Here is a 15,596-nt window from a genome sequence, read left to right on the forward strand (position 1 = left end):
GGTACTGACAACACTGCTCTAAATGCTGCACAAACAAAAACGCCCCGACATAAGTCGGGGCGTTTTCATTTGCAGCTAAGGCTTAGCGCGGGAATGCTGGCGGGTTTACACCGGCCATGTCTTCCATCACGCGGATTACCTGGCAGCTGTAACCGAACTCGTTGTCGTACCAGACGTACAGAACAACGCGATTATCCTGAGTGATGGTCGCTTCAGCGTCGACCACACCGGCGTGGCGCGAACCAACGAAGTCGGTCGAAACCACTTCCTGCGAATTGACGAAGTCGATCTGCTTGTGCAGATCGGAGTGCAGCGCCATGTAGCGCAGGTACTCGTTCATCTCTTCACGGGTGGCGGCTTTCTCAAGGTTCAGGTTGAGAATGGCCATCGACACGTTCGGCGTCGGAACACGGATCGCGTTACCGGTCAGCTTGCCGGCCAGCTCAGGCAGAGCCTTGGCAGCAGCAGTGGCAGCACCGGTCTCGGTGATAACCATGTTCAGCGCGGCGCTACGACCACGGCGATCGCCCTTGTGGAAGTTGTCGATCAGGTTCTGGTCGTTGGTGTACGAGTGAACGGTTTCGACGTGACCATTGATGATGCCGAACTTGTCATTCACAGCTTTCAGCACCGGCACGATGGCGTTGGTGGTGCAGGAAGCGGCAGACACGATCTTGTCGTCAGCGGTGATTTCACCGTGGTTGATACCGTGCACGATGTTCTTCAGCTTGCCTTTGCCAGGCGCGGTCAGAACAACGCGGTCGATACCCGGGCATGCCAGGTGCTGACCCAGGCCCTCGGCGTCACGCCATACACCGGTGTTGTCCACCAGCAGCGCGTCTTTGATGCCGTACTGGGTGTAATCCACTTCAGTCGGGTTCTTCGCGTAGATCACCTGGATCAGGTTACCGTTGGCGGTGATGGTGTTGTTTTCTTCGTCGATGGTGATGGTGCCATTGAACGAACCATGCACCGAATCGCGGCGCAGCAGGCTGGCGCGTTTGGTCAGGTCGTTATCGGCGCCTTTACGCACGACGATGGCACGCAGACGCAGACCGTCGCCGCCACCGGTTTTTTCGATCAGGATGCGCGCCAGCAGACGGCCGATACGACCGAAGCCGTAGAGCACAACGTCGGTGCCTTTACGTGCGGAAGCGTTCTGCTGGCCAACTACATCGGCCATCTCTTCGCGAACGAATTGCTCGGCGCTGCGGCCATTGCCTTCGTTGCGGAATTTATACGCCAACTTGCCCAGATCCACCGAAGCCGCGCCGAGCTTGAGCTCGCTCATGGCTTTAAGAAGAGGGAATGTTTCGTGGACGGAGAGTTCGCTGTCGTCGGAAGAACGGTGACGCGCAAAGCGGTGGGCTTTGAGAATCGCGATGACAGACTGGTTGATCAGGCTGCGGCCATAGATCGAGCTCACCACGTTGTTATTGCGGTAGAGCTGACCGATAAGCGGAATCATCGCTTCTGCGAGAGCTTCACGGTCGATCCATTCACCAAGACACTGGTCGGGCTTCTGAGTCACGGTAACCTTCCACATGTAGGGGCAGAAAAAAGGGGCTACATTATGCCGCTCGAAAGCACTTGTAGCAATGCGCGCCTGTCGCGCAATCAGTAACAAAATCCTGTTCAAAAAAATTACGCCCTTCTCCAGCCCAGTAAAACCGGGGCTTGCAGCGCAGTCAATTTTTCGACGACTGTCAGACGATGTCTGTAACCCTCCGAAACACCGGCCGCTTTCGGCACTACATAATGCTTTAAAAAACCCGGTTTTTTGTTGTTACCACTACATTTTTCCCGAACGGTGCAGATAGACGCACACCGCAACTGACAGGCGGCACCCGACGCCGCTACAATTACCGACTTTGTCGCACCGCCTGGAGCTCAACCTTCCGTGCCCGTCCTGCGTCTACCGCAACTCCCTGCTGCGGCAGGTAAACAGCATTGGGGCAATTTGCCCGGTGCCGCCCTGAGCCTGGCGATTGCCGAGGCTGCCAGCGCTGCCAAGCGCTTCACACTGCTCCTGACCGCCGACAGCCAAAGTGCCGAACGGCTGGAACAGGAGCTGGGCTTCTTCGCCCCGGATTTGCCGGTGCTGCATTTCCCGGACTGGGAAACCCTGCCCTACGATCTGTTCTCGCCCCATCAAGACATCATTTCCCAGCGCATCGCTGCCTTGTACAGGCTGCCGGAGCTGGAACATGGCGTGCTGGTGGTGCCGATCACCACTGCCCTGCATCGCCTGGCGCCGACCAAATTCCTGCTCGGCAGCAGTCTGGTGCTGGATGTCGGCCAGAAACTCGATGTCGAGCAGATGCGCACGCGGCTCGAAGCCAGCGGCTATCGCTACGTTGACACGGTCTACGAGCACGGCGAATTCACCGTACGTGGCTCGCTGATCGACCTGTTCCCGATGGGCAGCAAACTGCCGTTTCGCATCGATCTGTTCGATGACGAAATCGAAACCCTGCGCACCTTCGATCCGGAAAACCAGCGCTCCATCGACAAGGTCGATTCGGTCAAGCTGCTGCCGGCCCGCGAATTCCCGCTGCAGAAAGACGCGGTCACCCGGTTCAAGGCGCGTTTCCGCGAGCGTTTCGACGTCGACTTCCGCCGCTGCCCGATCTTTCAGGACCTGAGCAGCGGGATTACCCCGGCCGGCATCGAGTACTACCTGCCGCTGTTCTTCGACGAAACTTCGACCCTGTTCGATTACCTGCCGCAAGACACCCAAGTGTTCTCGCTGCCGGGCATCGAGCAAGCGGCGGAAAACTTCTGGAACGACGTGCGCAATCGTTATGAAGAGCGCCGCGTCGATCCATCACGTCCTTTATTGCCACCAGCCGAATTGTTTCTGCCGGTCGAAGACTGCTTCGCGCGCCTGAAGAACTGGCCGCGCGTGGTCGCGAGTCAGCAGGATGTGGAAAGCGGCGCCGGCCGCGAGCGCTTCCCGGCGCAGGTGTTGCCGAATCTGGCGATTGAAGCCAAAGCCACGCAGCCGCTGGCGGCGCTGGCAGGTTTCCTCGACGAATTCCCGGGGCGCGTGCTGTTTACCGCCGAATCTGCGGGCCGTCGCGAAGTGCTGCTGGAATTGCTTGAACGCTTGAAGCTGCGACCGAAAACCGTCGACAGCTGGCCGGACTTTGTTGCATCAAAAGAGCGCCTGGCGATCACCATCGCCCCGCTCGACGAAGGCCTGATGCTCGACGACCCGGCGCTGGCACTGATTGCGGAAAGTCCGTTGTTCGGTCAGCGCGTGATGCAGCGCCGTCGCCGCGAGAAACGCGCCGACGCCAACAACGATGCGGTAATCAAGAACCTCACCGAGCTGCGCGAAGGCGCGCCGGTGGTGCACATCGATCACGGTGTCGGTCGTTACCTCGGCTTGGCGACACTGGAAATCGACGATCAGGCCGCTGAATTCCTCACGCTGCAATACGCCGAAGGCGCCAAGCTGTATGTGCCGGTGGCCAACCTGCATCTGATCGCGCGCTACACCGGCAGCGACGATGCGCTGGCTCCGCTGCACCGTCTCGGTTCGGAAACCTGGCAGAAAGCCAAGCGCAAGGCCGCCGAACAGGTGCGCGACGTCGCCGCCGAACTGCTCGACATTTATGCGCGTCGTGCTGCGCGCGAAGGTTATGCGTTCGCCGATCCGAAAGCCGATTACGCTACGTTCAGCGCCGGTTTCCCGTTCGAAGAAACGCCCGACCAGCAAACCACCATCGAAGCGGTGCGCGCCGACATGCTCGCGCCGAAACCGATGGATCGGCTGGTCTGCGGCGACGTTGGTTTCGGCAAGACCGAAGTGGCGATGCGTGCCGCGTTCATCGCCGTGCATGGCGGTCGCCAAGTGGCGATTCTGGTACCGACCACCCTGCTCGCCCAGCAGCATTACAACAGTTTCCGCGACCGCTTCGCCGACTGGCCGGTAACCGTGGAAGTGATGAGCCGCTTCAAGTCGGCCAAAGAAGTCAACGCGGCGATTGCCGAGCTGGCCGAAGGCAAAATCGACATCGTCATCGGCACGCACAAACTGCTCTCCGACGATGTGAAGATCAAAAATCTTGGTTTGGTGATCATCGACGAAGAACACCGTTTCGGTGTGCGCCAGAAAGAACAGCTCAAGGCCCTGCGCAGTGAAGTCGACATCCTTACGCTGACCGCCACACCGATTCCGCGCACGCTGAACATGGCGGTGTCGGGCATGCGCGATCTGTCGATCATCGCCACGCCGCCGGCGCGCCGTTTGTCAGTGCGTACCTTCGTCATGGAGCAGAACAAGAGCACGGTCAAGGAAGCGTTGCTGCGTGAGTTGCTGCGCGGCGGTCAGGTTTACTACCTGCACAACGACGTCAAAACCATCGAGAAATGCGCTGCTGATCTGGCCGAACTGGTGCCAGAAGCACGCATCGGCATCGGTCACGGACAGATGCGCGAACGCGATCTCGAACAAGTGATGAGCGACTTCTACCACAAGCGCTTCAACGTGTTGATCGCCTCGACCATCATCGAGACCGGCATCGACGTGCCGAGCGCCAACACCATCATCATCGAGCGTGCCGACAAGTTCGGTCTGGCGCAATTGCACCAATTGCGTGGCCGCGTCGGTCGCAGTCACCACCAGGCTTACGCCTACCTACTGACACCGCCGCGCCAGCAAATCACCGGCGACGCCGAGAAGCGCCTGGAAGCGATTGCCAACACCCAGGATCTCGGCGCCGGTTTCGTGCTGGCGACCAACGACCTGGAAATCCGTGGCGCCGGCGAATTGCTTGGCGACGGTCAGAGCGGGCAGATTCAGGCCGTCGGTTTCACGCTGTACATGGAGATGCTTGAACGCGCGGTGAAATCGATCCGCAAGGGCGAGCAACCAAATCTCGATCAACCGCTCGGCGGTGGCCCGGAGGTCAATCTGCGGGTCCCGGCGTTGATTCCGGAAAGCTATCTGCCGGATGTGCACGCGCGCCTGATTCTGTACAAACGCATCGCCTCGGCTACCGATGAAGAAGGTTTGAAAGATCTGCAAGTCGAGATGATCGATCGCTTTGGCTTGCTGCCGGAACCGACCAAGAATCTGGTGCGCATCACTGCGCTGAAATTGCAGGCCGAGCAACTGGGCATCAAGAAAGTCGATGGCGGCCCGCAAGGTGGGCGCATCGAGTTCGCCGCGCAGACGCCGGTCGATCCGCTGACCCTGATCAAACTGATTCAGGGTCAGCCAAAACGCTACAAATTCGAGGGCGCCACGGTATTCAAATTCATGGTGCCGATGGAGCGCCCGGAAGAGCGCTTTAATACTGTAGAGGCGCTGTTCGAGCGCCTCATTCCGAAAACTGCTTGAAGGACGCCGCATGCGCCTGTTTCGCTCACTGACTTTGTTGCTGACTCTGGTCGCCCCGTCGGCATTTGCCGATGACTTGTATCAAGTCGAAATGATTCTGGTCCGTCAGAACGCTGTGCCGGCGATTGTCAGCCGCGCCGCACCGGAAGACTGGGCCGCTGGTGCCCAGCGCCTGGGCAATGACAGCCAACGCACGCCAGCGCTGGGTGACGTTGCAAGCAAGCTGACGGCCAGCGGCGAGTACAGCGTACTGATGCACAAAGCCTGGCAGCAAAACCTTGGCGAAGTGCCGGTTAAAGTTGCGGTCAGTGAAGGTGCGGAGCAGTTCGGACAGTTCCCGATCGAGGGCACTCTGGAGATGAAGCTCGGCCGGTTCACCGACGTCAACGCGGATTTCTGGGTCAATCAGATTGACGCCAATGGCCTGGTCACCGCCAGCGAACGCCTCAAGCAAGAGAGCCACACCAAAAACGGTCAACTCAATTTTCTGGATAACGGCCACCTCGGCCTGCTGATCAAGATCACTTCCCTGACGGCGCCAGCGCCTCGCGAAGCGCCTGAAGCCATTCCGGACTGATCGAAGTCCTCATGTCCTCGCCCCTGAGCAAACCGTTGGCACCCTCCTGGGTCAGCCGATTCAAGGAACAGAGCCTGGAGCGTGGTCGCCGCTACGCCCTGGAAAACCGCGTACGCATCGTCCAGGTTGGCGACGCAACCATTACCGCCAGTTGCGAAGGCTCTGGCGGTAACGTCTACCGGCAGACGATTCGCCTGCGCGAGTCGGCCAAAGGCACGCTGCTGATGGTCGACGCCACCTGCACCTGTCCGGTGCACAGCAACTGCAAACACTGCGCAGCGGTGTTGCTGCAAGTCCAGGAAACCCTCGAATACCCGGCCGCGGCGAAAGACGCCGAGCTGCTGGAAAAACTCTCGGCCGTACTGGAAAACCGCAGCCCGACAGCGCCGCCGCAAGTGCTGGTGGATAACGTGCAACCGGTGCCGCGCCTGTGGCTGGCCAGCGTCGAGTTCAGCGCGTTCGAACCGCGCAATGGCAAGATGCAACGCTACATTCAGCACCGCGCAGCGCTGTCGTTCAGCTACTTGGACGAATACGTCAGCGGGCAGAAAAACAGTGACATCCTGATTCGTCAGGAAGCCCAGACCCTGCGAATCAAACGTCACCCGGACGTCGAACAGACTTACCGCGAGCAACTGCGCATCCTCGGTTTCCGCATCGCCACCCGCCAGAGCAAAGCCCTGCCGGAAAGCGCCGGCGAACTCTATGAGATGGTCAATGACAGCGCATGGCTGACCTTCACCCTGAATGAACTGCAGAAGCTGCGCACGCAGGGCTGGGAATTGCAGATCGACGAGGAGTTCGGCTTTGATCTGACGGTCGTCGACGATTGGTACGCCACTGTCGAGCAGGCGCCAGAGCGCGACTGGTTCGATCTGGAGCTGGGGATCATCGTCAACGGTGAGCGCCTGAGCTTGCTGCCAATCCTACTCAACCTGATGCGCTCGCACGCCGAAATCCTCAACCCGGAACGCCTCGCCCGTCGGCGTGACGACGAACTGATTCTGGTAAATATTCCGCAGCGAACGATCGAGAACGGGCCGTTGCAAGTAGCCCTGCCGCTCGGTCGTTTGAAACCGGTGCTGGCCACTCTTGGCGAGTTTTATTTGCAGCAACCGGGCGAAACCACGTTACGCCTGAGCAAGGCTGACGCGACGCGCCTGAATTCGCTGGAGGGCATTCCACTGCTGTGGGAGGGCGGCGAGCAGATTCGCGGCTTCGCCCAGCGCTTGCGCGACATCCGCGATTACAGCGCGGTGGCGCCGGAAGGCCTGAACGCGGTTCTGCGGCCTTATCAGCTTGAAGGTTTGAGCTGGATGCAATCACTGCGCCAGCTCGAAGTCGGTGGGATTCTTGCGGACGACATGGGGCTGGGCAAAACCCTGCAGACCCTGGCGCATATTCTCAGCGAGAAGATCGCCGGACGCCTGGATCGGCCGTGCATGGTGGTAATGCCGACCAGCCTGATTCCCAACTGGCTCGACGAAGCGGCGCATTTCACGCCGCAGTTGAAGGTTGTCGCGCTGTACGGTGCCACGCGTAAAAAGCACTTTGAGCATCTGGCCGAATACGACTTGATCCTCACCACCTATGCGCTGCTGCCCAAGGACGTCGAACGTCTCGCGCAGCAACCGCTGCACGTGTTGGTGCTGGATGAAGCGCAATACATCAAAAATCCCAACAGCAAAGCCGCGCAGGCTGCGCGCGAACTCAACGCGCGCCAGCGCCTGTGCCTGAGTGGTACGCCACTGGAAAACCACTTGGGTGAACTGTGGTCGCTGTTCCACTTCTTACTGCCCGGCTGGCTCGGCGACGTGAAAAGCTTCAACGCCGATTACCGTGTGCCGATTGAAAAGCGCGGCAGTGAAGTCAGACTTCAGCACCTGAACGGTCGGATCAAACCGTTCCTGCTGCGCCGCACCAAAGAGCAGGTCGCCACCGAACTGCCGCCGAAAACCGAGATCATCCATTGGGTCGATCTCAACGAAGCGCAGCGCGACGTGTACGAAACCATGCGTCTGGCGATGGACAAGAAAGTCCGCGACGAGATCACCCGCAAAGGCGTGGCGCGTAGCCAGATCATCATTCTGGAAGCGCTGCTGAAACTGCGTCAGGTGTGCTGCGATTTGCGTTTGGTCAGCGGCGCCACCCTGCCCGCGCGTGGCAGCACCTCGGGCAAGCTCGACAGCTTGATGGAGATGCTTGAGGAATTGTTTGAAGAAGGTCGACGGATTCTGTTGTTCTCGCAGTTCACTTCGATGTTGTCGCTGATCGAAGACGAGCTGAAGAAGCGCAAAATTTCCTACGCGCTTTTGACCGGTCAGACCCGCGATCGGCGCACGCCGGTGAAGGAATTCCAGAGCGGCACTCGTCAGATTTTTCTGATCAGCCTGAAGGCTGGCGGCGTCGGATTGAACCTGACCGAGGCCGACACGGTGATTCACTACGATCCATGGTGGAACCCGGCAACCGAGAATCAGGCAACCGACCGCGCGTATCGCATCGGTCAGGAGAAACCGGTATTCGTCTACAAGATGATCGCGCGCGGCACCGTGGAAGAGAAAATCCAGCACTTGCAGCGGGAAAAATCTGACTTGGCCGCAGGCGTGCTGGATGGGCGCAAGGCCGGTGACTGGAAGTTGCAGAACGACGATATTGAAGCGCTTTTTGCACCGCTGCCGGACAAACTCGAAAAACGCTGAGATTTTTGTCGTCTGTTAGATAGCTATCGCTGGCAAGCCAGCTCCCACAGAGTTATCAGTCGTACACAAAACCGTGATTCAACTCAATACCTGTGGGAGCTGGCTTGCCAGCGATGGGGCCATCAGATGATGGCCTCAGACTCAGGCCATCAATCTTTTGAAACAGGCAGCGGCGCGAACAAGGCCTCGATGTCGCTCTGCTCGAGCTTCCAGCCGCCAGTGGTCCCGCCCTCAAGGACCGCGCCGGCCAATGCAGCTTTCTCTTGCTGCAATGCCTGGATCTTTTCCTCGACCGTGCCGCGAGCAATCAGTTTGTAGACGAACACTGGTTTGTTCTGCCCGATCCGGTAGGCACGGTCGGTCGCCTGATTTTCCACCGCCGGGTTCCACCACGGATCGAAATGGATCACGGTGTCCGCAGCAGTGAGATTCAGACCCGTCCCGCCGGCCTTCAGGCTGATCAAGAACAGCGGCACCTTACCGCTCTGGAAATCCTTGACCGGCGTGCGCCGATCCGTGGTTTCACCGGTCAGTAACGAGTAGCCAAGCCCCCGCTGTTGCAACTCTTCCTCGATCAACGCCAGCATCGATGTGAACTGCGAAAACAGCAGAATCTTGCGCCCTTCGCTGAGCAACTCTTCGAGCATTTCCATCAGGCTGAGCAGTTTGCCGCTACCGGCCCGCAGCGCTTTTGCCGTGAGCGGCATTTTCAGCAAGCGCAGATCGCAACACACTTGGCGCAGCTTGAGCAGCGCATCGAGAATGATGATCTGACTGCGGCCAACGCCGTTGCGGCTGATTTCGTCGCGGACTTTTTTGTCCATAGCCACGCGCACGGTTTCATAAACATCGCGCTGCCCGTCGCTGAGATCAACCCAATGCACGATTTCGGTTTTCGGTGGCAGCTCGGTTGCCACCTGATCTTTCTTGCGCCGCAGCAGGAAGGGTTTAATCCGCGCCGTCAGATGGTGCATGCGCTCGGCGTTGCCATGTTTCTCGATCGGCGTGCGGTAGTCGCGATTGAAGCTTTTGTTGTCACCGAGCCAGCCGGGCAGCAGAAAATGGAACTGCGACCAGAGTTCGCCGAGGTGGTTTTCCAGCGGTGTGCCGCTCAGGCACAGACGTTGGTCCGCGTGTAAATCGCGGGCAGCCTGAGCCGCTTTGCTGACCGGATTTTTGATGTTCTGCGCTTCGTCGAGAATCAGCACACTCCACATCTGCGCCTGCAATACCTCGAGATCCCGCGGCAGCAGTGCGTAGGTGGTCAACACCAGATCGTATTGCGCCAGGCTGGCGAAATCTTTTTGCCGCGCCGCGCCATGCAGCGCAAGCACTTTGAGCTGCGGAGTGAAGCGCAGCGCCTCGTCGAGCCAGTTGGGGATCAGGCTGGTGGGCATCACAGCGAGGGCCGGACGATCGAGCCGTCCGGCGTGCTTTTCAGTGAGCAGATGCGCCAGGGTTTGCAGGGTTTTGCCCAGCCCCATGTCATCGCCCAAAATGCCACCGACGCCCAACTCGCGCAGGGTCTGCATCCAGTTCAACCCCTCGAGTTGATAAGGCCGCAAGGTTGCCTGGAGGCCCTTTGGAGCAGCGACTTGCGCGTAGGTCGATTCGCGCAGTTTCTGGGCAAAACTGCGCAGGCGCTCGCCGCCCTGCCAGACCAGATCAACACCCTCCAACACGCTCAGACGCGCAGCATCCGGAGCACTCAGGCGCAATGCATCGCCCTGATGATTGCCCAGATACAACTCACCGAGCGTGGCCATCAGCGGTTTGATCCGGCCGTAAGGCAGGGCGACTTTGGTGGTGTCGGTGGAACCCCAGCGGCCGAAACCCAGTTCGATCAACAGTTGTTCGTCATCGTCGCGCTCAGCCAGGCTGGAAGGCTCGAGCAATTTCGGTTGCGTGCGCAACAGGTGCAGCAGAATCGGCAACAGACTGTGACGTTTACCATTGACGACGATGCCCAATTGCAGATCAAACCATTGGTGTCCGGCCTCCTCCTCGACTTCTGCGTACCAGTGCTCGACTGGCTGCACGTTGAATTGGAAACCGTCGGCGATCTCGACCTGCCAGTTCGCCTCGCGCAAAACTTCCAGGCCGTCCTGCATGAACGCGAGCCACGCTGGATCGTCGGGCAGTGTGAACATTTCGCCAGGACGATCCAGGTTGCTCTTGCGCGTGGCTTTCTTGAAGCCGTGCTTCTGCATGAGTTGGCGCAGGACTTTCTCGGCGACGGGATTACGCTGGATGCGCTGGGTTTCGTTACCCGACAGGACCAACACTTCCGGATTCCTGTCCACGGCGGGATGACCGTTATAGGAAAAGGCCAATGCTGCGCGATGCTCCGGCTCATATTTCCAGTTCACGTAGCGCTTGCCGCTGGCGAGTGTCAGGTGCGCCTGAGGCATGACTCCCTCGACGATCCGTTCGGTCAAAACATGCGGCGGGATAACTTGAGTGGTCGCGCTCATTCGATGACTGAACTGCATCGCCTGGTGGGCCGGGATATCCGGCGCCAACGAAAGGTGACACGCGAGTTTTTCATCAAGTCCAGTGACTAACTGTCCGACTTGCAGGCGCTCGCGATCCAGGTAGTACAGCGGCTCAAGGGCAAATACCGTTTCCACCGCCGCTTCTTCGCTGCTCCACTGCGGGCGGAAGCTGCCGTTGGATTGTTCGGCCCAAGCGAACTGCCCTGCTCTCTTCTCGCCGAATCTCAATGGCTGCGAACGCTTGAGATCGAGGAACAGTCGCGCGGTTTTCACCAGCATTTCAAGCAGTTCAGCACCGCTGCTGCCCTGCAACATGTAGCCGCCGTGATAGGCGTGATGGGAATAGACAGCGACCAACAGTCGGGCAATCCGCAGATCCAGCTCCGTCAGGTAACCAGGCTCGCGCATCAGCATGTCCGACAGCGAGTACATCTGCTTGATGTCTTTCAATTCACCGGTCTTGAGCTGCTGGGCGCGGTAAATTTCCAGCGCCCACTTGCCCGCGACGGACGTCGGCCTGAGCTGGTACACCAGACGCGTGCCCGCTGCTTGCGCAGGCTCAGCGTCAGACTTGTTTGCAGAAGGGATATCGGCGAGCCAGCGTTCCAATTCACGGTTCAAATGAACCTGCGGGATGCTTTCAGTGGCCGTTACGGGCTGATCCTGCAGGTGATAGATGGTGGCGGCGCAGTGCTTGCAATCGGACTCCATCGGGCAGGTGCATGAACACATGAGCTCCCAGCGTCCGGTCGGACTTTTGACGAGTTCAATGATCTGATCGTATCTCTGCCGCTCGGAGCCAAGGCACGTCGCGAAAATCACCTGCTCATCGATCTGACGAATCTCCACCCGTCGCTCGTCGGCGTAGAGACGCGCCTTGTCCAAAGTGCGGTTACTGAACATATTTGCCCAAGGTTGCGCATCCAGGTGTTCAGTGATTGTCATCATGGAATCTACGCCGATTGATCGCGGGTGAATGATGAAGTCCGTTTCGAGCCGCTGAAACTCAGCCCTTGAGTACGCGCGCCAAGGTCGATTTCACCTTGCCCATGCCGTCATGCAGTGCCTGCTCGATTTCGGCCATGGTGATCACCGCGGTGGTCTTGCCGGCCGCTGGGTTGACCACCAGTGACAGACAGGCGTAATCCAGCTCCAACTCACGCGCCAGCGCCGCTTCCGGCATGCCGGTCATGCCGACGATGTCGCAGCCGTCACGCTCCAGACGCACAATTTCGGCCACCGTTTCCAGACGCGGACCCTGGGTGCAGGCGTACACGCCTTGATCGCTGTATTCGCAACCCTCGGCAGCCAATGCGGCGATCAATTGCTGGCGCAACGGCTCGCTGTAAGGAAAGCTGAAGTCGATGTGTGTGACGTGCTCCAGATCATCAGCGAAATAGGTGTGTTCGCGACCGCTGGTGTAGTCGACGATCTGGTGCGGGACGCAGAAATGTCCGGTGCCCATCGCCGGGTGAATCCCGCCGACCGCGTTGACTGCAATGATCGCTTCGGCCCCGGCCTGCTTCAGCGCCCAAAGGTTCGCGCGGTAGTTGACCTTGTGCGGCGGGAAGCGGTGCGGATGGCCATGACGGGCGAGGAACAGTACTTCCTTGCCGGCGTATTCGCCGATCTGCACCTCGGCCGATGGCGCGCCGTAGGGGGTGTCCACTGCCAGCGACTGACGAATGCTCAAGCCTTCGAGTTGGGTCAGGCCGGTGCCACCGATGATTGCGTAAACCGTCATAGCGAAAAATCCTTAATCAATCAGTTGAGCGTCTTTGAGCGCGCCGACAGCGGTCAGCCAACGCGGATCCTGACGGTATTCGGTGCTGGCGATAGCCTGGCCGCGCATCCGCGCAATGCGCGGAGACGGTGTGACTTTCAGGCGTTGAGCCGCGCTCAGGGCCAGTTCGGCCGCTGCGCGATCGTTGCATACCAGACCCATGTCGCAACCGGCGCTGAGGGCCGCTTCGATACGACTGGCGGCATCGCCGACCACATGCGCGCCGGCCATCGACAGGTCATCGCTGAAGATCACACCGTCGAACTGCAACTCGCCGCGCAAAATGTCCTGCAACCAGCGCCGGGAGAAACCGGCAGGCTGTGGGTCGACTTGCGGGTAGATAACGTGGGCCGGCATCACGGCGGCCAATTGTTTGCTCAGCCTGGCGAATGGCACCAGATCGTTGGCGCGGATCTCGTCGAGGCTGCGCTCGTCGTTAGGAATAGCTACGTGGGAATCGGCTTCGGCCCAACCGTGACCGGGGAAATGTTTGCCGGTGGCAGCCATGCCCGCGCTGTTCATACCCTTGATGAATGCGCCAGCAAGTGTTGCGGCGCGCTCCGGGTTGCCCTCAAACGAGCGGGTGCCGACCACGGCACTGCGCTGGTAATCCAGATCCAGCACCGGGGCGAAGCTCAGGTCGAGTCCGACGGCCAGCACTTCGGTGGCCATGATCCAGCCGCACTGCTCGGCGAGGTATTCAGCATTCGGGTTGTCGGCAATTGCGCGCATGGCCGGCAGACGCACGAAGCCCTGACGCAGACGCTGGACGCGGCCGCCCTCTTGGTCCACCGCCAGCAGCAGGTCAGGACGAATCGCACGGATCGACGCGCTGAGTTCGCGCACCTGACGCGGATGCTCGATGTTGCGCGCAAAGATGATCAGGCCGCCCACTTCGGGCTGGCGCAACAATTGGCGATCTTCGGCCGTCAGCCAGGTACCGGCGACGTCCACCATCAACGAGCCTTGCAGGCCAGCAGTCATAAAAATTCCTTGATAACAAAAAACCCGCCCCACAAAAAATCGCCGCCGGGCACATGGCCCGGCAGGACGGCGATTTCAATGGTAAGCGGGTTCAGAACGAGAGTTGGCATGGGCGGCTAGCTTAGCGGATGTCCACAGCCGCGCCCACTCGTTTACGTTTCAAACCTTGGCAGGCACCGGAGCGGTTTTGCTGCGCGGACGCAGTTGTGCGCTGGCCATGGCAGTATCGGTGACGCCGGTCTCGGCGCGCATGCCGGCGGCGAGGAACGGCACCATCAAGCGCATCACCTGCTCGATGGAAGTGTTGACGCCGAAGTCTGTTTCAGCAATCGCACGTAACGCTTTAATGCCGGACATGCTGAACGCTGCGGCACCGAGCATGAAGTGCACACGCCAGAACAGCTCGATCGGTGGAATACGCGGCGCGGCTTCATTGACCAGCATCATGTAGCGACGGAACACCTTGCCGTACATGTCTTCCAGATAACGCCGCAAGTGGCCTTGGCTCTGACTGAATGCCAGACCGAGCAACCGCATGAAAATCGACAAGTCGTTGCCGCTGCGTGGCTGCACCACCAAGGCTTGTTCGACGAGGATTTCCAGCAGCTCTTCAAGCGTCGGTTTGTTCTCAGGCTTGGCCTGACGCCGCTCCAGCTCTTTGTCGAGGCTGATGCAGAACGGTCCAAGGAAGCGAGAGAAAACCGCCTGAATCAGCGCTTTCTTCGAGCCGAAATGATAGTTCACCGCCGCCAGGTTGACCCCGGCCTTGCTGGTGATTAAACGCAATGAGGTTTCAGCGAAACCTTTCTCCGCGAACAACTGCTCGGCAGCATCAAGAATGCGTTCAACGGTTTCCGACTGGGCCATGGCTACTCCGCCTGACAAACACTTGTTTGAAACATACGTTTCAGCCTATGCCTTGTCAACCCTGCGTGTTCGTTTTGGGAATGGTCGGTCAGTTATTTAACCATATAAGGACGACACTGGAATCTGCGCCGTCATCGACCGTCCGGCGGCATGGTAAAAAACGGCCATTGCCAAGACCGCTTCACTGTATATAATCCCAGTCACTGTATAAAAAGACAGAGCGATCAATATGCTTAAACTGACGCCACGCCAAGCCGAAATTCTGGCCTTCATCAAACGTTGCCTTGAAGACAACGGCTACCCGCCTACCCGCGCGGAGATCGCTCAGGAACTGGGCTTCAAATCGCCCAACGCCGCCGAAGAACACTTGAAAGCGTTGGCGCGCAAGGGCGCTATCGAGATGACTCCCGGCGCCTCCCGCGGGATTCGCATTCCGGGCTTCGAAGCCAAGGCCGACGACTCGACCTTGCCAATCATCGGCCGGGTCGCCGCCGGTGCGCCGATTCTCGCCCAACAGCACATCGAAGAATCCTGCAACATCAACCCGGCCTTCTTCCATCCGCGCGCCGACTACCTGTTGCGCGTTCATGGTATGAGCATGAAGGATATCGGGATTTTCGACGGTGACCTGATTGCTGTTCACACCACACGCGAAGCGCGTAACGGCCAGGTGGTCGTTGCCCGCATTGGCGATGAAGTGACGGTCAAACGCTTCAAGCGTGACGGCAGCAAGGTCTGGTTGATTGCCGAAAACCCTGAGTTCGCCCCTATCGAAGTCAACCTGAAAGATCAGGAACTGGTGATCGAAGGCTTGAGTGTCGGCGTAATCCGTCGCTAA

General features: G+C 59.3%; 9 protein-coding genes. 4 read left to right on the plus strand and 5 right to left on the minus strand.

Annotated elements, in window-relative coordinates:
• Positions 1–82 precede the first annotated feature (82 nt).
• Positions 83–1,546: a glyceraldehyde-3-phosphate dehydrogenase gene (locus tag ACP7BN_RS11335; RefSeq protein WP_426204098.1), complete on the minus strand. Its 1,464-nt coding sequence runs from the start codon at positions 1,544–1,546 to the stop codon at positions 83–85.
• A gap of 354 nt (positions 1,547–1,900) precedes the next feature.
• Here ACP7BN_RS11335 and mfd point away from each other — a divergent pair, with 354 nt between their 5' ends.
• From mfd to ACP7BN_RS11350, 3 genes are read left to right on the plus strand one after another with little or no spacing between them, the layout of a single operon-like run.
• On the plus strand, positions 1,901–5,350 hold the full coding sequence (gene mfd, locus ACP7BN_RS11340; RefSeq protein ID WP_426204101.1) for a transcription-repair coupling factor: 3,450 nt from the start codon (positions 1,901–1,903) through the stop codon (positions 5,348–5,350).
• Between the two features lie 10 nt (positions 5,351–5,360).
• Entirely contained in the window at positions 5,361–5,927 is a 567-nt protein-coding gene (locus tag ACP7BN_RS11345) for a CsiV family protein (RefSeq protein ID WP_426204102.1), read from the plus strand.
• Between the two features lie 11 nt (positions 5,928–5,938).
• On the plus strand, positions 5,939–8,629 hold the full coding sequence (locus ACP7BN_RS11350; protein ID WP_426204104.1) for an SNF2-related protein: 2,691 nt from the start codon (positions 5,939–5,941) through the stop codon (positions 8,627–8,629).
• 149 nt (positions 8,630–8,778) lie between these two features.
• Here the strand turns inward: ACP7BN_RS11350 and ACP7BN_RS11355 are convergent, their stop codons facing one another.
• From ACP7BN_RS11355 to ACP7BN_RS11370, 4 genes are all read right to left on the minus strand, one after another.
• Positions 8,779–12,072, minus strand: a complete 3,294-nt coding sequence (locus ACP7BN_RS11355; protein WP_426204106.1) for an SNF2-related protein — start codon at positions 12,070–12,072, stop codon at positions 8,779–8,781.
• Between the two features lie 58 nt (positions 12,073–12,130).
• Complete coding sequence (locus ACP7BN_RS11360; RefSeq protein ID WP_426204108.1) at positions 12,131–12,868, minus strand: S-methyl-5'-thioinosine phosphorylase; 738 nt, start codon at positions 12,866–12,868, stop codon at positions 12,131–12,133.
• 12 nt (positions 12,869–12,880) lie between these two features.
• The gene (gene nagZ / locus ACP7BN_RS11365; RefSeq protein WP_426204110.1) at positions 12,881–13,891 is read right to left on the minus strand and encodes a beta-N-acetylhexosaminidase; all 1,011 of its coding nucleotides are present in this window, start codon (positions 13,889–13,891) and stop codon (positions 12,881–12,883) included.
• A gap of 159 nt (positions 13,892–14,050) precedes the next feature.
• A complete protein-coding gene (locus tag ACP7BN_RS11370) occupies positions 14,051–14,758 on the minus strand; it encodes a TetR/AcrR family transcriptional regulator (RefSeq protein WP_420650647.1) in 708 nt (235 codons plus the stop codon).
• A gap of 229 nt (positions 14,759–14,987) precedes the next feature.
• On the opposite strand from ACP7BN_RS11370, the gene lexA reads away from it, so the two are divergent.
• A complete protein-coding gene (lexA, locus tag ACP7BN_RS11375) occupies positions 14,988–15,596 on the plus strand; it encodes a transcriptional repressor LexA (RefSeq protein ID WP_420650646.1) in 609 nt (202 codons plus the stop codon).

Origin of the sequence: Pseudomonas sp. TWP3-1, from assembly GCF_049896625.1 — a bacterium.
Classification (GTDB): domain Bacteria; phylum Pseudomonadota; class Gammaproteobacteria; order Pseudomonadales; family Pseudomonadaceae; genus Aquipseudomonas.

What these genes read in the sequence shown, in the direction of transcription:
- ACP7BN_RS11335 (WP_426204098.1), bottom strand. Translation starts at nt 1,546, where the DNA reads ATGTGGAAGGTTACCGTGACTCAGAAGCCCGACCAGTGTCTTGGTGAA.
- ACP7BN_RS11345 (WP_426204102.1), top strand. Translation starts at nt 5,361, where the DNA reads ATGCGCCTGTTTCGCTCACTGACTTTGTTGCTGACTCTGGTCGCCCCG.
- ACP7BN_RS11350 (WP_426204104.1), top strand. Translation starts at nt 5,939, where the DNA reads ATGTCCTCGCCCCTGAGCAAACCGTTGGCACCCTCCTGGGTCAGCCGA.
- ACP7BN_RS11355 (WP_426204106.1), bottom strand. Translation starts at nt 12,072, where the DNA reads ATGATGACAATCACTGAACACCTGGATGCGCAACCTTGGGCAAATATG.
- ACP7BN_RS11360 (WP_426204108.1), bottom strand. Translation starts at nt 12,868, where the DNA reads ATGACGGTTTACGCAATCATCGGTGGCACCGGCCTGACCCAACTCGAA.
- nagZ (WP_426204110.1), bottom strand. Translation starts at nt 13,891, where the DNA reads ATGACTGCTGGCCTGCAAGGCTCGTTGATGGTGGACGTCGCCGGTACC.
- ACP7BN_RS11370 (WP_420650647.1), bottom strand. Translation starts at nt 14,758, where the DNA reads ATGGCCCAGTCGGAAACCGTTGAACGCATTCTTGATGCTGCCGAGCAG.
- lexA (WP_420650646.1), top strand. Translation starts at nt 14,988, where the DNA reads ATGCTTAAACTGACGCCACGCCAAGCCGAAATTCTGGCCTTCATCAAA.